This window comes from Streptomyces sp. TRM68416, assembly GCF_014596915.1.
Classification (GTDB): Bacteria; Actinomycetota; Actinomycetes; order Streptomycetales; family Streptomycetaceae; genus Streptomyces.
Genome location: NZ_JACVWU010000020.1, coordinates 100,498 through 118,211 on the forward strand (window position 1 = coordinate 100,498; position 17,714 = coordinate 118,211).

Genomic DNA, 17,714 nt, shown 5'->3' on the forward strand with positions numbered 1-17,714 from the left:
GCAAGGAGGCATGTGTCCTATGGCCCTGCTGCTGCCGTTCGTCCGCGCGCCCCGGCTGACCAGGACCGCGCCCCGCCCCGCCGCCGGCCCCTCGGCCGACGACGAGGTGCTGCTCGACGTGCCCGACCGGCGCCTGGGCCCGGCGCTGGTGGCCGCCGCCCAGGACGATCACGGCCCCGCCGCCGGACTGCTGGCCGCCACCCGCACGGCCGCCGAGTGGGACCACCGCGACCGGTACGCCGCCCGGCTCGCCGCCTTCGCCCACGCCCGCCCCGACTGGTTCGAGGCCTGGCGTGCCGCCGCGCCCGACGACCCCGACGGCCTCCTGGTCGAGGCCCAGCTGCGGGTGGACCGCGCCTGGCTGTCACCGGCCCGGGCGGAGCTGCTGCGCGAGGTGAGCCCCCTGGTCACCGCGGCGGCACACGGCGACGAGCGCGACCCGGTGCCCTGGCGGATCGCGCTGGACCACGCGCGCGGGGCGCAGGCCGGGGCCCGTTACGTCGAGGAGCTGTGGGAGGCGGCGGTGCGCCGCGCCCCGCACCACTACGGCTGCCATGTGGCGGCCCTGCGCTATCTGGCCGCGTCCTGGCACGGCTCGCACCGCGAGTGCCTGGACTTCGCCGACCGGGCCGCGCAGGACGCGCCGGCCGACTCGCTCGTCCAGGCCCTTCCGGTGCGAGCGGTGTTCTCCTACCTCACCGACGGCTGCGGCCCGGAGCTGCCGCGGGCTCGGCTGGACGCGGCGGCGGACCGGGCGGTCGCCCTGTCGGCCCGCCTTCCGCTCGCGGATCCCTGGCCGGCGGAGATCCGCAACCTGCTCACGTTCGTCCTGGTACGCCTGGGCCGCCGCGCCGACGCCCTGGAGCAGCTGCGGCTGACCGGCCCGTACGTGACGTCCTTCCCCTGGGACCGGTTCTCGGACGATCCGCTGGGCCACTGTCTGCGGGTGCGGGAGGAGATCCGGGACCCGTCCGTGCATCCACGGAGCGGGCACACCGGACGCACACACTCCGGCGACCATTAGGCTTCTGCGTCGTGACCACCGTCCGGCTCCCGCTCTTCCCCCTGAACTCGGTTCTCTTCCCGGGCCTTGTGCTGCCTCTGAACGTCTTCGAGGAGCGCTACCGCGCGATGATGCGCACCCTGGCGAAGACCCCCGAGGACGAACCGCGCCGCTTCGCCGTCGTGGCGATCCGCGACGGCCACGAGGTGGCGGCGACCGCGCCCGGCATGCCCGACCCGACGGCGCTGCCGGAACGCGGGCCCGCGGCCGGCTTCGGCGCGGAACCGGTCAAGTCGTTCCACTCGACGGGCTGTGTGGCCGACGCGGCGACGATCCGCGAACGCGCGGACGGCACCTTCGAGGTGCTGGCGACGGGCACCACGCGGGTGCGGTTGCTGTCGGTGGACGCCTCGGGCCCGTTCCTGACGGCGGAGCTCGAAGAGCTGCCGGAGGAGCCGGGCGACGAGGCGGGCGCGCTGGCGGAGGGCGTGCTGCGGGCGTTCCGCCAGTACCAGAAGCGTCTGGCGGGGGCGAGGGAGCGGTCGCTGACGACGGGAGCGGACCTCCCGGACGAACCCTCCGTGGTCTCCTACCTGGTGGCGGCGGCGATGATGCTGGACGTCCCCACCAAGCAGCGCCTCCTCCAGGCCCCCGACACCGCCTCCCGTCTCCGCGACGAACTGAAACTCCTTCGCGCCGAGACGTCGATCATCCGTAGCCTGCCCTCACTGCCGGCGTCGGACCTGACGCGCGGCCCGACGAGTCCGAACTGAGGCCGGGATCCTCGATGGCGAAGAAACCGAAGAAGCAGCAGCCGGGAGGCACCCCGGCAACGGTGGCCCTCACGGCCGCGGGGGTGTCCTTCACCACCCACTCCTACGACCACGATCCCTCCCACCCCTCCTACGGCGAGGAAGCCGCGGAGGCGATGGGCGTCTCGCCCGACCGCGTCTTCAAGACCCTGGTCGCCGACGTCGACGGCAGGCTCACGGTGGCCGTGGTCCCGGTCGCGGGCCAGCTCGACCTCAAGGCCCTGGCGACGGCGGTGGGCGGCAAGCGCGCGGCCATGGCGGACCCGGCCCTGGCCGAACGCACCACCGGCTACGTCCGGGGAGGCATCTCCCCCCTCGGCCAGCGCAAGAAACTCCCCACGGTCGTGGACGCCTCCGCCTCCGCCCACCCCACGATCTGCGTCTCGGCCGGCCGCCGCGGCCTGGAGGTCGAACTCTCCCCCACCGACCTCACCCACCTCACAGAGGCGGTACTGGCCCCCATCGGCCGTGCATGACCCCTCGACGGACGCCCCTTCCTCCGTTAAGCACAGGGGACATGTCGAAGAAGACCCGCAAACGCAAATGGCGCACCAAAAAGGGCCGAGCCAACCACGGAAGGCGCCCGGCATAGCGACTGTCAGCCCGCCCGGCGTCCGAAGCCGAGTCCGCAACCATCCCAGAGGGCGCAGCCCTTGGGCCCCTTATCGGCGCCAGTCGCTAAATCCAGCCCGTCCGGCGTTTGAGGACGAGGCCGTCCAGGCCGATGGGGGTGCAGGGGCGAAGCCCCGGTCGGGTGCAGGGGCGGAGCCCCGGTCGGGTGCAGGGGCGGAGCCCCGGTCGGGTGCAGGGGCGGAGCCCCGGTCGGGTGCAGGGGCGGAGCCCCGGTCGGGTGCAGGGGCGGAGCCCCGCGGGGATCCAGGGACGAAGCCCCGGTCGGGTGCAGAGGCGAAGCCCCGCGGGGATCCAGGGACGAAGCCCCGGCCGGATGCAGAGGCGAAGCCCCGCGGGGGATCCAGGGGGCGAAGCCCCGGTCGGGTGCAGAGGCGAAGCCCCGCGGGGGTCCAGGGGGCGGAGCCCCCTGGCGGGGTCGAAGGGGCGGAGCCCCTGGGGATGGGACGGGTAGGGGCGGCGGGGGCGAGAAAACGAACTACGCCGGCGGCGCCCCGTACCCGCCCCGCTCCCACTGCTGCTGCTCGTACGGATCCGGATCCCGCGGCCCGAACAGGCCCGTCAGCCCGAGATGAACGACCAGCGCCGCCACCGACCACACCAGCAACGCCCCCTTCGCCGCCAACTCCAACGGCGCGGAGAACGTCACCCCCTGCCCCACCTCCTTGGCATGGGCGAGCACATCCTCGGCAGGCCCCAGCCACACCCCGATCCGCCACGCCAGCAGCGACCCGAGCAGGCCGCCCACGGCAAGCCCCACCACCAGCGGCACACCCCCACGCCGCCGCACCAGAAAGACAATCACCGCGCTCACGAGCCCGAACGCCAGCGCCAGCAGCGCGAACGTCCCGTCCACGCCCACCGCCTGCTCCCCCTCGGTGTCCTTGAGATAGACGACCCAGCTGTCGTCGACGACATCGCCCACCAGCGGCACCCGCGGCGCGAGCCACCACCACAACACCCCGAGCAGCACCCCACCGAGCGCCACCGCCACCGTGACCACGGCGGCCTCGCGCACCTCGGTCTTCATGCCAGGACCGTCCTGTCCGTACAAATCCTGCGGGCCCGGAAAGCCGTACGCGCCGGGAATCCCGTGCGAGCCGAGAGAACCATGCGAGCCGGGAGAACCGTGCGAGCCGGGAACGCCGTACCCGCCCCCCGCAGCAGACGACTGCTGAGAGGACTGGTCACGCGGCGGCGGTGGAGGAGTCAGCGGTGCGGTCACCCTGACATCGTGCCAGGCCCGCCTGTGCGACGCGTCACCGGACGGCCGCCCGCCGATACGCCCACGTCGCGGCGGCCAGCGACACGACCCCCACGCCCGCGCACACGGCCAGATCCCCGAGCACGAACGCCCAGTCCGGCCGCGCCCCAAAGGTCCGCGCGAAGGCCTCGACGCCGTACGTCGACGGCAGCAGGTCCCGCGCGAACCGCACCGCCTCCGGCATCCGCTCGGCCGGCAGCACCCCCAGCAGCAGCGCCGCCGACATACCCAACTGCCCGAGCACCGTCGCCAGTTCCGGCCGCGGCGCGAGCAGTCCGAGCGCGGCCCCCAGCCCGGCGAGCGCGGCCCCGGCAAGCGGGATCACCGCGGCCAGCACCCACAGATGCGCCAGCGGCAGCCCGAACAGCACGCACCCGAACACGGCCGTCACCACGGTCCCGGGCACGGTGAAGGACGCGTACGCGCCCGCCGCCCCCAGCACCACCGCCGCGGGCGGCACCGGCAACGTGGCGTAGTGGTCGAGCCCGCCGCTGGCCCGTAGCTGCCCGAAGTACTGGGCGAGCAGGTTCAGCGCGACGAAGGCGACGACGAGCACCGAAGACCCGGCCACGACGGCCCGCGCCTCCTCCCCGCCGTCCACGACCCCGCGCATCAGGACCATGATCCCGACCGACTGGAAGGTCGCCACGAACAGCAGCGGGATGCGCGCGACCCGGGCGCGGGACAGCTGCGCCCGGTACACGGCGCACAGCGACGGCCACAGCCGCGCCCGCGGCCCGAGCTCGGCCGCGTCCGTGGCGGCCGTCTCGTCCGCGGCCAGGGCGCCGCCCGGCAGAACCTCGGCGGGTACGACACTCACGTGGCGCTGCTCCTCTTCGCTCCTGCGGTGGTCCCGTTCCGTACGGATGCGACGGCCTGTGTACTCAAGCCCTCACCGGTCGTGCTCAAGCCTTCACCAGCCCCTGCTGCGCGGCCCCGCCCAGCGCCAGATAGACGTCCTCCAGGCTGGGCGTGGCGAGAGTGAAGTCGTCGAGGGCGGCGAACGCGGCCCCGCCGGTGACGGTGGCGACGACCGCGCGCGCCTCCTCGGGGGCGAGCCGCAGGGTCCACTTGCGCCCGGATTCCAGCACCCGGTCCTGGAGCGCGGCGACCTCGGGAACGTGCAACGGCGCCGCCTCGCGCCACACCAGCTCGACCCGGACCTCCCCGGCCACCTGCTCCTTCAGCCCGACGGGCGTGTCGCAGGCGATCACCCGGCCGCGGTCGAGCACGGCGACCCGGTCGAGGACGGTCTCGGCCTCGATGACGTTGTGGGTGACGAGCAGCACGGTCGCGCCCTGTTCGGCCCGCCGGCGGTCGACGGCGGACCAGACGGCCCGCCGCGCCACGGGGTCCATCCCGGTGGTCGGCTCGTCGAGGACGAGCAGCGGCCGCTCCCCCACCAGGCTGGTGGCGAAGCAGGCGAGCCGCCGCTGACCGCCGGACAGCTTCTTCAGGGGCCGCCCGGCGAGCTGGGTCAGCGCCAGCTCCTCCAGGACGGCGTCCCGCTCGGCCCGTGCCCGCCGTACGTCGAGACCGCGCAGCCGCCCGGTGGTCTCGGCGGCGAGGGAGACGGTGAGCTCGTCGAGGGCGGTCGACTCCTGGCCGAGGTAGGCGAGGATCCGTGCGGCCCGTTCCGGGTGGCGCACGATGTCGTGCCCGAGGATCTCCACGCTGCCGCGGTCGGGCCGCATCAGCCCGGTGAGCTGCCGGACGAGGGTGGTCTTCCCGGCGCCGTTGGGTCCGAGCAGCCCGAAGATCTCACCGCGCCGGATGTCCAGCCGTACGTCGTCGGTGGCCCGCACCTCGGGGGTGGCGGGGGTGCCGCGCCGTCCGCGTACCGCCGGATAGGTCTTGGTCAGTCCGCGCACCGCGCACACGACATCACCACTGGGCCGAAGTGCCTGTGCCGCGCGCGTACTCACAAGGGACGAGGGTACGGGGTCGGGCGGCTCGGCTCGTCCTTGGGGCGGCTTTGTGCCGTTTCAGTCCCCGGCCGGAGCGTGCTCCGCGGCCGTCCGCACATCGATCTCCCGCCAGAACCCGGCGCGGATCGCGTACCGGTCGTGCTCGTCGATCTGGTCATCCTTGTGCGCGAGCAGCCCGAACCGGGCGGCGTACCGCAGCAGCTCGCCGTCGATGCGGTGCGGGATCCGTGGGTACATCCCGGACAGCTTCTGCAGGTGGCTCTGGTCGCCCAGCCGCTCCATCCACCGCCGCGCGAAGACCTGCCCCACCTCGTAGGGGTCTCCGCCGACGGTGGTGATGTCCTCCTCCCGGTCGGCCCAGCGCTGCTCGGCGGTGGTCAGCTGGGCGAGGGTCGGCATGGAGGCGACCTCGGGCGGCTCGGCCGCGGTGCCGGGGCGGTCGACCCAGCCTTTGTCGGAGGACCAGCGCAGGGTCGCGTTGGCCGGCTGCGGTGCGGGGTGGGCGCTGGCGGCGCGCAGGGCCGCGAGGTCCTTGGGGGTGGGCACGCCCTTGGGCGCGGGCACGCGCTCCTGTGTGTTCTCCGCGGCGGCCGGCGCCCGATGCTCGCGCTCCTCGGCGGGCCGTTCGGCGGAGGGGGCGAGCGCGGAGTCGGGCAGCGGCGCGGAGAGGATCGCGGCGATCTCGGGCCGCGGCGCGGGCGGCGGCGCGCAGATCCCGCCGAGTTCCTTGGCGCGTACGGCCTTGGTGATCCACGTACGGTCGAGCACGCGCCGCTCGTCGGCCTCGGCGACGAGGTCCTCGGACTGGTTGTAGTCGCCGTCGGCGGCCTGTACGGCCCACAGGTGTACGGCGACTCCGTGCTCCTTGGCGGCCATCATGCCGGGCAGCAGGTCGCCGTCGCCGGTGACGAGGACGACGTCGGAGCAGGCGCGGTTGCGGGCCAGCTCGGTGAGTTCGGCGTGCATGGCGGCGTCCACGCCCTTCTGCGCCCAGCGTCCGTCGCTGCGGGTCAGGGCGCCCAGGCGGACCGTGACCCGGGGCATCACGCGCAGCCTGCGGTGCTCGGGCTGGGGGACGCGGTCGGGGGCGCCGTCGAACCAGTAGATGCGCAGCAGGGGCCGCTCCGTGTCCGACTCGGCGCGTTCGCGCAGGCCCTGGATGAGGGCGGTGTGATCGACGGTGATCCGGGAGCGGGAGGGCTCTCCGGCGAGGAGCGAGGCGGCGGCCCCCAGCAGATACCCGGCATCCACCAGGACGATGCAGCGGTCCACGCGATCCACCCTCTTTCCGGGAGGTTTGCTTCGGGCTTCCTTCGAGTCTGCCCGACCGCGCGAAGGTTAACGGCCGGAACTCGATCTTCGGCGTGGCGTTTCGGTGCATCGCCGTCCGGCGAGCGCCGCTACAGACGGTAATCATCCGAAATGCGCTCTTTGTCAGCCTATGTGAGTCTGGTCGCGTCTCTGGCCCCCAGATCCCCCACAGGAGGCAGATCACCATGGCCAAGAACAAGAACCGTGAGCGAAAGCAGCCGCAGTCGGAGCGCGGGCAGCAGCAGGCCCAGCAGTCCTCGATGGAGGCGCAGGCCGAGCAGCGGCTGTCCCAGGTGACGCCGGCGGATGTGGCGCGCAAGGGCAAGCAGAAGCGCTTCGGTCACAACTGACATCTTCATAACGGGCCGTTGAAGCCCAGGCACATGCCGAGGGGCGCACCCAGCACAGGGTGCGCCCCTCGCACGTGCGTCGGCGGCTCAGCCGGCCAGGCAGGACGGCCCGAGCAGCACCTTCAGGTCGCCGAAGAGCGCCGGGTCCGGCTTCACCCGGTGCCGGTCCAGTCGCAGCACGGTCGTCTTGGTCGGCCCCTGGAGCCTGATCCGGACCTCGCTCTCGCCCTTGTGGTGGCTGAGGATCTCGCCGAGCCGGCTCACCATCGGCGGAGTGACCCGGGTGGCCGGGATGGTGAGGACCACGGGCGCGTTGGTGCCCGCGTTGGACAGGTCCGGGACCTGGAGCTCCATCGCGACCAGCCGGGGGACGTCCTCGCGCTTGTCCAGGCGGCCCTTGACGAACACGACGGCGTCCTCGACGAGCTGGGTCGACACCAGCTGGTACGTCGCCGGGAAGAACATGCACTCGATGGAGCCGGCGAGGTCCTCGACGGTGGCGATGGCCCAGGCGTTGCCCTGCTTGGTCATCTTGCGCTGGAGGCCGGAGATGATGCCGCCGATGGTGACGACCGCGCCGTCGGCGTGCTCGCCGCCGGTGAGCTGGGCGATGCCCGCGTCGGCCTTGTCGGAGAGCACGTGCTCCAGGCCGAAGAGGGGGTGGTCGGAGACGTAGAGACCGAGCATCTCCCGCTCCTGGGCGAGCAGGTAGGTCTTGTCCCACTCGTCGGTGGTGAACTCCACGTCGAGTCCGAAGCCGGGCTCGCTGCTCTCCTCCTCGCCCATGCCGCCGAAGAGGTCGAACTGGCCCTCGGCCTCCTTGCGCTTGACCGCGACCACATTGTCGATCATCGGCTCGAAGTGGGCGGTCAGACCCTTGCGGGTGTGCCCGAGCGAGTCGAAGGCGCCCGCCTTGATCAGCGACTCCGTGGTGCGCTTGTTGCAGGCGACCGCCTCGACCTTGTCCAGGTAGTCGGGGAAGGAGGCGTACTTGCCCTTGGCCTTGCGGCTCTTGATGATCGACTCGACCACGTTGGTGCCGACGTTGCGCACGGCCTCCAGGCCGAAGAGGATCACGTCGTCGCCCTGGGCGGCGAAGTTGTGCACGGACTCGTTGACGTTCGGCGGGAGCACCTTGATGCCCATGCGGCGGCACTCGTTGAGGTAGACGGCCGACTTGTCCTTGTCGTCCTTGACCGAGGTGAGCAGCGCCGCCATGTACTCGGCGGGGTGGTTGGCCTTGAGGTAGGCCGTCCAGTACGAGACCAGGCCGTACGCGGCCGAGTGCGCCTTGTTGAACGCGTATCCGGCGAACGGGACCAGCACGTCCCACAGGGCCTGGATGGCCTCGTCGCTGTAGCCGTTCTTCTGGGCGCCGGCCTGGAAGATGGTGAAGTTCTTCGCCAGTTCGTCGGGCTTCTTCTTGCCCATGACGCGGCGGAGGATGTCGGCCTCGCCGAGCGAGTAGCCGGCGATGATCTGGGCGGCCTTCTGCACCTGCTCCTGGTAGACGATCAGGCCGTAGGTGACGTCCAGGACCTCCTTGAGGGGCTCTTCGAGCTCCTTGTGGATCGGGGTGATCTCCTGGAGGCCGTTCTTGCGCAGGGCGTAGTTGGTGTGCGAGTCCATGCCCATCGGGCCCGGACGGTAGAGCGCGGAGACGGCGGAGATGTCTTCGAAGTTGTCGGGCTTCATCAGGCGCAGCAGCGAGCGCATCGGGCCGCCGTCGAACTGGAAGACGCCGAGGGTGTCGCCGCGCTGGAGGAGTTCGAAGGTCGTCGGATCGTCGAGCGGGAGGCTCAGCAGATCGATGTCGATGCCCTTGTTGGACTTCACCATCTTGACGGCGTCGTCCATGATCGTCAGGTTGCGCAGGCCGAGGAAGTCCATCTTCAGCAGGCCGAGCGACTCACAGCTCGGGTAGTCCCACTGCGTGATGGTCACGCCGTCGGTGTGCCGGACCCAGACGGGCACGTGCTCGGTGATGGTCTCGCTGGACATGATCACGCCGGCGGCGTGCACGCCCATCTGCCGGACCAGGCCCTCGACGCCCTTGGCGGTGTCGATGACCTTCTTCACATCCGGTTCGTTCTCGTACATCGACCGGACCTCGCCCGCCTCCGAGTAGCGCGGGTGCGAGGGGTCGGTGATGCCGTTGAGGTCGATGCCCTTGCCGAGGACGTCAGCGGGCATGGCCTTGGTGATGCGGTCGCCCATCGCGTACGGGTAGCCCAGCACGCGCGCGGAGTCCTTGATCGCGTTCTTGGCCTTGATCTTGCCGTAGGTGCCGATCATGGCGACCTTGTCGGCGCCGTATTTCTCGGTGACGTACCTGATGACCTCGACGCGCCTGCGCTCGTCGAAGTCGATGTCGACGTCGGGCATGGAGACGCGCTCGGGGTTGAGGAACCGCTCGAAGATCAGGCCGTGCGGGATCGGGTCGAGGTCGGTGATGCCCATGGCGTAGGCGACGATCGAGCCGGCCGCGGAGCCTCGGCCGGGGCCGACCGCGATGCCGTTGTTCTTGGCCCACATGATGAAGTCGGCGACGACGAGGAAGTACCCCGGGAACCCCATCTGGATGATGACGTCCATCTCGTACTCGACCTGCTTCTGCCGGTCCTCGGGGATGCCGCCCGGGAAGCGGCGCTCCATGCCGCGGCGGACCTCCTCCTTGAACCAGGTGACCTCGGTGTAGCCCTCGGGGATGTCGAACTTCGGCATGAGGTTCTTGGCCTCGAACATGCCGGTGGTGTCGACCATCTCGGCGACCAGGAGCGTGTTGGCGCAGCCCTCCTGCCAGGCGTCCGAGGAGTCGATGGCGTACATCTCCTCGGTGGACTTCAGGTAGTAGCCGGTGCCGTCGAACTTGAAGCGGTCGGGGTCGGAGAGGTTCTTGCCGGTCTGGATGCACAGCAGGGCGTCGTGGGCGGTCGCCTCGTGCGCGTAGGTGTAGTGCGAGTCGTTGGTGACCAGCGGCGGGATGCCGAGCTTCTTGCCGATCTCCAGGAGGCCGTCGCGGACCCGGTGCTCGATCTCGATGCCGTGGTCCATCAGCTCCAGGAAGTAGCGGTCCTTGCCGAAGATGTCCTGGTAGTCGGCGGCGGCCTTCAGGGCCTCGTCGAACTGGCCGAGGCGCAGCCGGGTCTGGAGTTCGCCGGAGGGGCAGCCGGTGGAGGCCACGATCCCCTCGGACCACTGGGCGATGGTCTCCTTGTCCATCCGGGGCCACTTCTGCAGCCAGCCCTCGGCGTAGGCGTCGGAGGAGAGCCGGAAGAGGTTGTGCAGGCCCGTCTGGTTCACGGCCCACATCGTCTTGTGGGTGTAACCACCGGAACCGGAGACGTCGTCGCGCTTCTGGTGCGGCTGGCCCCACTGGATCTTGCGCTTGTTGCGCCGGGACTCGGGGGCGACATAGGCCTCGATGCCGATGATCGGGGTGACCCCGGCCTTCTTCGCGGAGTGGAAGAAGTCGTACGCGCCGTGGAGGTTGCCGTGGTCGGACATGGCGATGTGGGTCATGCCCATCTCGTTGCACGCGTTGAACATGTCCTTCAGCCGCGCGGCACCGTCCAGCAGCGAGTACTGGGTGTGGACGTGCAGGTGCGTGAACGGCGGCTTTGACACGGTGGGGCCCTCCAGGGGAAACACTCGGCGACGGGCTGGCGGACAGTTCTGGGGTCAGCGTCGAAGTCTAAGCCTCGCCACTGACAAGCACCGGGCACTCCCGCGTACGGTCGTGCGTTGGAAGGGTGAGAAACGCTGTCGTACACGTTCAGGCACCAGGAGGCACCCAGCGATGTCGGTCCACCGGCTCAATGACGAGCAGCGCGGCGAGGAGATCCTCACCGTCTTCGGCACCGCCTTCGGCGAGCTCCTGGCCGCCGACCCGGCCGCGTTCCGGGTGAAGTTCCGCAAGATGGCGGCCTCCGCCTTCGCGTTCTACCGGGGCACGGCGTGCCTCTTCTACCACGACCTGGACGCCGAGAACGCCGGGCGGGGCGGCGGGAGAATAATCACCGGCCCGTACCTGGACGAGCGCACCTCGCGCGTGTGGATCCACGGCGACCTGCACGCGGAGAACTTCGGCACGTACATGGACTCCACCGGCCGCCTGATCTTCAACGTCAACGACTTCGACGAGGCCTACGTCGGCCCGTTCACCTGGGACCTGAAGCGCTTCGCCGCCTCCGTGGCGCTCATCGGGTACGCCAAGGCGCTCAGCGACGAGCAGATCACCGATCTGGTGGAGGTGTACGCGGGCGCGTACCGCGAGCGGATCCACGCCCTGGCCACCGGCGCCAAGAGCGACGAGGTGCCGCCCTTCACCCTGGACACCGCCGAGGGCCCGCTGCTGGACGCGCTGCGCGACGCCCGCTCGCTGACCCGGTTCGGGCTGCTGGACTCGATGACCGAGATCCGTGACTTCGAGCGCCGCTTCGCGCCGGGCGGCGGCTCCGTCGAGCTGGACGCGGCCACCCGCTACAAGGTGCTGGCCGCCTTCGACGGCTATCTGGAGACGCTGCCGGAGTCGTCCCTGGCCCGCCCGGACTCCTACCGCGTGAAGGACGTCGTGGGCCGTCGCGGCATCGGTATCGGCTCGGCCGGCCTGCCCTCGTACAACATCCTCCTGGAGGGCAACAGCGACGCCCTGGAGAACGACGTCGTGATCTACATCAAGCAGGCCCAGACCCCGGCCGTCTCCCGGCACATCACCGACCCGGCGATCGCCGGCTACTTCCAGCACGAGGGGCACCGCACGGTGATCTCCCAGCGCGCGCTGCAGGCGCACGCCGACCCGTGGCTGGGCTGGACCGAACTGGACGGGGCGGGCCAGCTGGTCGCGGAGGTCTCGCCGTACGCGGTGGACCTCGACTGGGGCGACATCGACGACCCGGAGGAGATCGCGGCGGTCGTCGCGGACCTCGGCCGGGCCACGGCCGCCATGCACGCGGCGGCGGACGACACCTCCGGGGAGTCCCTGGTGCCGTTCTCCACCGAGCGCGCCATCGACGCGGCCATCGCCGCCGACGAGGACGGCTTCGCCGGGCTCCTGGTGAGCTTCGCGCACGACTACGGCGCACGCGCGCGTGCCGACCACCAGATCTTCGTGGACCTGTTCCGCAACGGACGGATCCCGGGTCTGTGACGGAACGGCCGCTCACAGGGAACCTTTAGGGTTCCCTTACAGGCCTCCGTGCCAGACTCTTCACCGCTATGGACATATCCGGAACCCCGCTACGAGCCCTGCGCGCGGCGCTGTTCACGGCATTGGTCGTGACGCTCAGCACCGCGTCGCACGTGCTGCTGTCCGGGGTCCCGCTGCCGCTCAACACGGTGGCGCTGGTCGCCGCCGCCGTGTTCGCCGTCGCCTACGCACTGGCCGGCCGCGAGCGGAGCTTCGGGCGGATCGCCGCCCTGCTGATCCCGCTGGAGCTGGCCGCCGACACCGTCTTCACCACCGGTCAGCACGCCTGTTACGGCGCCGCGGGCGGGCCTGTCGCGGGCCCGTTGCGCTCGGTGGGCCTGAATGTGCTGTGCGGCGACGGCACCCATGTCGGCGGCGCGCTGACCGCGGTGTCGGCGGTGTCCGAGCAGACCGGCACCGCCCGGCTCGCCGCCCTGCTCGCCCACGCCGACCCGGAGACCGCCTGGCTGCTGCTCGCCGCGCACCTCGGTATCGGTCTCCTCGCGGCCGTCTGGCTGCGCCGCGGCGAGCGGGCGCTGGCCCAGCTGCTGCGGGCGGTGGCGGCCACCACCTTCCGTCCGCTGCTGCTGGCGGTCGCCGCGGTGACGGTACGGCCGGCCCGCACCTCGCGCCGGCTGCCGCGCCCGCACAACCCTGTGTTCGCCGCGCGCGAGCGGATCCTCGTGCACTCCCTGGGACGGCGTGGACCGCCGTGCTCGGCCTCCTTCGCCTGAGCACGGCCCGTTCACCCCTACGCATTTCCGCACACCAGGTGTGTGCGCGTCCCCATGGAGAGAAACCGAGATGAGCAAGCGAAACAGCCAGGCGGCGAAGTCGGCGGCCCGCGAGCGGCTGCGTGCCGAGCGCGAGCGTGAGGCCAAGAGGGCCAAGGTCAAGCGGCAGGTCGTCGTGGCCGGCACGGTCGTCGGCGTGCTCGCCGCGGCCGGCGGCATCGGCTACGCCGTCGTCCAGTCCAACAAGCCCGGCCACTGGGAGGCCGTGCGGGACGAGAAGGTCGTCGCCCCGGCCAACACCACGGGCACGAACGGCACGACCGTGGTCATCGGCAAGGACAGCGCGAAGAAGACCCTGAAGCTCTACGAGGACCCGCGCTGCCCGGTCTGCGCCTCGTTCGAGCAGGTGGTCGGCCCGACCGTCGAGAAGGACGTCGAGGACGGCAAGTACAAGATCCAGTTCGTCGGCGGCACCTTCCTCGACGGCGACTCCCTCGCCGACAACCGGATCGGCAGCAACGGCGAGGGCTCGAAGAACGCGATGAGCGCCCTCGGTGCCGCGCTGAACGTCAGCGGCGAGGCCTTCCTCCAGTACAAGGCGGCGCTGTACTCGGCGGAGTGGCACCCGCAGGAGTCGGAGGACAAGTTCAAGAGCGACGACTACCTGATCGAGATCGGCGACTCGGTCGACGCGCTCAAGAACAACACCAAGTTCCAGAACGCCGTGAAGAACGGCACCTACGACGCCTGGGCGCTGGCCATGTCGAAGACCTTCGACACCAACAAGGACGACGTGACCGGCACGCCGAGCCTCGTCATGGACGGCAAGAAGCTCGTCACCGAGCAGGGCAACCAGCCGATGACGGTGGAGGACTTCAACAAGGTGGTCGACGCGGCGCTCAAGGCCTGATCAGAGCGACCGGCACACGAAGAGCGGGCGAACTTTCACGAGTTCGCCCGCTCTCGTTCATACCGATCAGTAACCTGATCGCTCGTGACCAGTCGATACAGATCATCCGAGCCGCTCAACTCCCTCTCCCCCCGCCGCCGTACGGTCGTCAAGGCCGCGGCGGCCACCGCGGTCCTGGCCGGACCGCTCGCCGCCGCCACGACCGCCCGCGCCGCCGAGGCCCCCGCCTTCCTGCACGGCGTGGCCTCCGGCGACCCGCTGCCCGACGGCGTCCTGCTGTGGACCCGCGTGACCCCGGTCCCCGAGGCGACACCCGGCTCCGGGATCGGCCCGGACACCGAGGTCCGCTGGACCGTCGCCACGGACAAGGCGTTCACGAACGTCGTCGCCAAGGGCTCCACCACCGCCACCGCCGCCTCCGACCACACGGTCAAGGCGGACATCCGCGGTCTGCGGCCCGCCACCGACTACTGGTTCCGCTTCTCGTCCGGCGGTACCGACTCCCCCGCCGCCCGCACCCGCACCGCGCCCGCCGCCGACGCGTCCGTGGCGAACCTCCGCTTCGGCGTGGTCTCCTGCGCCAACTGGGAGGCCGGCCACTTCTCGGCGTACCGCCATCTCGCCGCCCGCGGCGACCTGGACGCCTGGCTGCACCTCGGCGACTACATCTACGAGTACGGCACGGGCGAGTACGGCACCCGCGGCACCGTCGTACGGCCGCACGCGCCCGCCCACGAGATCCTCACGCTCGCCGACTACCGCACCCGGCACGGGCGTTACAAGACCGACCCCGATCTCCAGAGCCTGCACGCGGCCGCGCCCTGCGTGGCGATCTGGGACGACCACGAGATAGCCAACGACGCCTGGTCCGGCGGCGCCGAGAACCACACCGAGGGTGCCGAGGGGGCGTGGGCGGCGCGCCAGGCGGCCGCCAAGCAGGCCTACTTCGAGTGGATGCCGGTGCGTCCGGCGGTCAGCGGGAGCACCTACCGCAGGCTGCGCTTCGGCAGGCTCGCCGACCTCTCCCTGCTGGATCTGCGCTCCTACCGCTCGCAGCAGGTCTCCGTCGGCAAGGGCTCGGTCGACGACCCGGAGCGCACGGTGACCGGCCGCGCCCAGCTCGACTGGCTCAAGGCGGGCCTGAAGTCCTCCGACACCACCTGGCGGCTGGTCGGCAACCCGGTGATGATCTCGCCGTTCGCCATCGGCTCGCTCACCGCGGACCTGCTGAAGCCGCTCTCCGAGCTGCTCGGCCTGCCGAAGGAGGGCCTCGCCCTCAACACCGACCAGTGGGACGGCTACACGGACGACCGCCGCGAACTCCTGGCCCATCTGCGCGCGAACGCGATCCGCAACACCGTGTTCCTCACCGGCGACATCCACATGGCCTGGGCCAACGACGTTCCGGTGAACGCGGGCACCTACCCGCTGTCCGCCTCGGCGGCCACGGAGTTCGTGGTCACCTCGGTGACCTCCGACAACCTCGACGACCTGGTGAAGGTCCCCGAGGGCACGGTCTCCGCGGTCGCCGCGCCGCTCATCAAGGCCGCCAACCGGCATGTCCGGTGGGTCGACACCGACCGCCACGGCTACGGCGTCCTGGACATCACGGCCGACCGCGCACAGATGGACTACTACGTCCTGTCCGACCGTACGAAGGCGAACGCGACCTCCTCCTGGGCGCGCTCGTACCGCACGCGCACCGGCACCCAGAAGGTCGAGCGGACGTACGACCCCGTGTAAAACCCGCGTTTCAATGACGACTTTCGGCCAACCGCGTGTGGCGCGATCCGCGCGCTGTTACGGGCGCGCCACCTCGCGGACATCGGCATTCACCCCGTTTGTTCGAGATCTCGATTGGCCGAAACGTTTCTCTGTCGATGTAGGCATGTACACGTAATCTCCGGGCGGCGGCCAGGAAACCCCTGCGCCCCTTCTCCCCAACGCATCCTCCAGGAGTCAGCATGCGTGCGCTCGCCCGGATAGCCCCCACTACGCGCAGACGCCTCATCGGCACAGCCGCGGTGGCCGGAACCCTGATGCTCTCCCCCCTGTCGGCACCCGCCGGCGTCGCGGCGGCCCAGGCTCCGGCCGCCGAGTGCGTCGAGGAGACCGGCCACTCCGCGGCCCGCGAGGCCAAGCCCGGGCACGCCCACGAGGAGGGCCTCGCCGAGCCCAACGAGATCAGCGCCGCCAAGGCCCAGGCGATGGACGCCGACCTGCGCAAGAAGCTCGACAAGCTGCCCGCCTCCGGCAGCCGCAGCCTCGCCGCGGCCGCCGCGTCGACCAGCATCCCGGTGTACTTCCACGTCATCCACGACGGCGCCAAGGGCAAGCTCGACTCCGGCGACATCAGCGCCCAGATGAACGTGCTGAACGCGGCGTTCGGCGGCCAGGGCACCGGAAACCCGGACTCCGGCTACCAGTTCACGCTGGCCGGCACCGACTACACCGACAACGCCGCCTGGTACACCGTCAGCCACGGCTCGGCGGAGGAGAAGGCGATGAAGTCCACCCTGCGCAAGGGTGGCGCGAACGCCCTCAACGTCTACACCGCCAACCTCGGCGGCGGCCTGCTCGGCTGGGCCACCTTCCCCAGCAACTACAAGTCCAGCCCGTCCATGGACGGCGTGGTCCTCCTGGACGCCTCGCTGCCCGGCGGATCGGCCGCCAACTACAACGAGGGCGACACCGCCACCCACGAGGTCGGCCACTGGATGGGCCTCTACCACACCTTCCAGGGCGGCTGTAACGGCAACGGCGACTACGTCGACGACACCCCGGCCGAGAAGAGCGCCGCCTACGAGTGCCCCGAGGGCCGTGACACCTGCACCCGCAAGGCGGGCGTCGACCCGATCCACAACTTCATGGACTACACGTACGACTCCTGCATGTACCAGTTCACCGCGGGTCAGGTGACGCGCATGCAGCAGAACTGGGCGGCCTACCGAGCGGCCGGCTGAGCCGTCCGGAACCCCGGCTACAGCGTGTCGAGGAAGCCGAGCGCCACCCGCCAGGTGGCCTCGGCCGCCTCCGCGTCGTAGTCCGGCAGGTCGGGGTCGGTGTACAGGTGACCGGCCCCGGCGTACCGGTAGATCTCCACGTCGGCCCCGGCTCTGCCCATCTGCAGGTACCAGGCGCTCAGCCAGTCGTCCGTCTCGAACGGGTCCGGCTCCGCCACGTGCAGCTGGACCGGCAGCTCGTCCACCGAGGCGTTGGCCGCGATGTCGGAGGTGCCGTGCAGCAGGAGCAGCCCGCGGGCCTTCTCGTCGCCGAGGGCGAGGGTCTGCGCGACGGAGGCGCCGAGGGAGAACCCGGCGTAGACCAACCCTCGCTCGGAATAGGGCGCGGCGGCCAGCACCGCCCGCTTCAGCAGCTCGTCCTTGCCGATCTCGTCCTGGTGGGCCATGCCCTCCTCGACCGTCTCGAACGTACGGCCCTCGAAGAGGTCGGGCGTCCACACCTCGTGTCCGGCCTCCCGCAGCCGGTCGGCGGCCCGGCGCACCGCGGGGCGCGGTCCATAGGTCGAGTGAAAGAGCATGATGTTCATGGGGCCATGGTGCCAGCCGGGTACGACAGCGCCG

15 protein-coding genes are annotated in these 17,714 nt (G+C 71.0%); 9 read left to right on the plus strand and 6 right to left on the minus strand.

Translation table 11 applies throughout. From position 1 onward, the window contains the following. Positions 1–19 precede the first annotated feature (19 nt). The 3 genes from ICC28_RS28785 to ybaK are packed head-to-tail and all read left to right on the plus strand — an operon-like array spanning position 20 to position 2,291. On the plus strand, positions 20–1,024 hold the full coding sequence (locus ICC28_RS28785) for a hypothetical protein (protein WP_188291658.1): 1,005 nt from the start codon (positions 20–22) through the stop codon (positions 1,022–1,024). 11 nt (positions 1,025–1,035) lie between these two features. After that, positions 1,036–1,776: an LON peptidase substrate-binding domain-containing protein gene (locus ICC28_RS28790; RefSeq protein WP_188291659.1), complete on the plus strand. Its 741-nt coding sequence runs from the start codon at positions 1,036–1,038 to the stop codon at positions 1,774–1,776. A gap of 14 nt (positions 1,777–1,790) precedes the next feature. Further along, positions 1,791–2,291: a Cys-tRNA(Pro) deacylase gene (gene ybaK, locus ICC28_RS28795; RefSeq protein WP_188291660.1), complete on the plus strand. Its 501-nt coding sequence runs from the start codon at positions 1,791–1,793 to the stop codon at positions 2,289–2,291. 632 nt (positions 2,292–2,923) lie between these two features. Here ybaK and ICC28_RS28800 read toward each other — a convergent pair. The 4 genes from ICC28_RS28800 to ICC28_RS28815 form a co-directional block, all read right to left on the minus strand. Beyond that, on the minus strand, positions 2,924–3,670 hold the full coding sequence (locus ICC28_RS28800; RefSeq protein ID WP_188291661.1) for an AAA family ATPase: 747 nt from the start codon (positions 3,668–3,670) through the stop codon (positions 2,924–2,926). A gap of 34 nt (positions 3,671–3,704) precedes the next feature. Continuing rightward, positions 3,705–4,529, minus strand: coding sequence for an ABC transporter permease (locus ICC28_RS28805; protein ID WP_188291662.1), 825 nt, complete (start codon positions 4,527–4,529; stop codon positions 3,705–3,707). 85 nt (positions 4,530–4,614) lie between these two features. After that, positions 4,615–5,589, minus strand: a complete 975-nt coding sequence (locus ICC28_RS28810) for an ABC transporter ATP-binding protein (protein WP_188291733.1) — start codon at positions 5,587–5,589, stop codon at positions 4,615–4,617. A 105-nt stretch (positions 5,590–5,694) separates the two neighbouring features. Further along, positions 5,695–6,909 (minus strand): NYN domain-containing protein, encoded by a 1,215-nt coding sequence (locus ICC28_RS28815; protein ID WP_188291663.1) that lies wholly within the window; start codon positions 6,907–6,909, stop codon positions 5,695–5,697. 224 nt (positions 6,910–7,133) lie between these two features. Here ICC28_RS28815 and ICC28_RS28820 point away from each other — a divergent pair, with 224 nt between their 5' ends. Then, entirely contained in the window at positions 7,134–7,298 is a 165-nt protein-coding gene (locus ICC28_RS28820; RefSeq protein WP_188291664.1) for a hypothetical protein, read from the plus strand. 87 nt (positions 7,299–7,385) lie between these two features. Here ICC28_RS28820 and dnaE read toward each other — a convergent pair whose 3' ends face one another. Next, positions 7,386–10,925, minus strand: a complete 3,540-nt coding sequence (gene dnaE / locus ICC28_RS28825; protein WP_188291665.1) for a DNA polymerase III subunit alpha — start codon at positions 10,923–10,925, stop codon at positions 7,386–7,388. Between the two features lie 172 nt (positions 10,926–11,097). On the opposite strand from dnaE, the gene ICC28_RS28830 reads away from it, so the two are divergent. The 5 genes from ICC28_RS28830 to ICC28_RS28850 all read left to right on the plus strand — a co-directional run bounded on the left by ICC28_RS28830 (position 11,098) and on the right by ICC28_RS28850 (position 17,093). Then, positions 11,098–12,447, plus strand: coding sequence for a DUF2252 domain-containing protein (locus ICC28_RS28830; RefSeq protein ID WP_188291666.1), 1,350 nt, complete (start codon positions 11,098–11,100; stop codon positions 12,445–12,447). Between the two features lie 68 nt (positions 12,448–12,515). Beyond that, positions 12,516–13,220 (plus strand): hypothetical protein, encoded by a 705-nt coding sequence (locus tag ICC28_RS28835; protein WP_188291667.1) that lies wholly within the window; start codon positions 12,516–12,518, stop codon positions 13,218–13,220. A gap of 70 nt (positions 13,221–13,290) precedes the next feature. Further along, positions 13,291–14,130, plus strand: coding sequence for a thioredoxin domain-containing protein (locus tag ICC28_RS28840; RefSeq protein WP_188291668.1), 840 nt, complete (start codon positions 13,291–13,293; stop codon positions 14,128–14,130). An 84-nt stretch (positions 14,131–14,214) separates the two neighbouring features. Further along, entirely contained in the window at positions 14,215–15,873 is a 1,659-nt protein-coding gene (locus ICC28_RS28845) for an alkaline phosphatase D family protein (RefSeq protein ID WP_188291669.1), read from the plus strand. Between the two features lie 221 nt (positions 15,874–16,094). Then, positions 16,095–17,093 carry a zinc metalloprotease gene (locus tag ICC28_RS28850; RefSeq protein WP_188291670.1) on the plus strand — a complete coding sequence of 333 codons (999 nt, stop codon included), beginning with the start codon at positions 16,095–16,097 and terminating at the stop codon, positions 17,091–17,093. Positions 17,094–17,110: 17 nt separating this feature from the next. On the opposite strand, the gene ICC28_RS28855 is transcribed toward ICC28_RS28850, so the two are convergent. Continuing rightward, positions 17,111–17,680, minus strand: coding sequence for a dienelactone hydrolase family protein (locus tag ICC28_RS28855; RefSeq protein ID WP_188291671.1), 570 nt, complete (start codon positions 17,678–17,680; stop codon positions 17,111–17,113). Between the last annotated feature and the right edge of the window lie 34 nt (positions 17,681–17,714).

Coding starts and splice junctions, on each gene's coding strand:
- ICC28_RS28785 (WP_188291658.1), top strand. CDS start 20: ATGGCCCTGCTGCTGCCGTTCGTCCGCGCGCCCCGGCTGACCAGGACC.
- ybaK (WP_188291660.1), top strand. CDS start 1,791: ATGGCGAAGAAACCGAAGAAGCAGCAGCCGGGAGGCACCCCGGCAACG.
- ICC28_RS28820 (WP_188291664.1), top strand. CDS start 7,134: ATGGCCAAGAACAAGAACCGTGAGCGAAAGCAGCCGCAGTCGGAGCGC.
- ICC28_RS28830 (WP_188291666.1), top strand. CDS start 11,098: ATGTCGGTCCACCGGCTCAATGACGAGCAGCGCGGCGAGGAGATCCTC.
- ICC28_RS28835 (WP_188291667.1), top strand. CDS start 12,516: ATGGACATATCCGGAACCCCGCTACGAGCCCTGCGCGCGGCGCTGTTC.
- ICC28_RS28840 (WP_188291668.1), top strand. CDS start 13,291: ATGAGCAAGCGAAACAGCCAGGCGGCGAAGTCGGCGGCCCGCGAGCGG.
- ICC28_RS28850 (WP_188291670.1), top strand. CDS start 16,095: ATGCGTGCGCTCGCCCGGATAGCCCCCACTACGCGCAGACGCCTCATC.
- ICC28_RS28855 (WP_188291671.1), bottom strand. CDS start 17,680: ATGAACATCATGCTCTTTCACTCGACCTATGGACCGCGCCCCGCGGTG.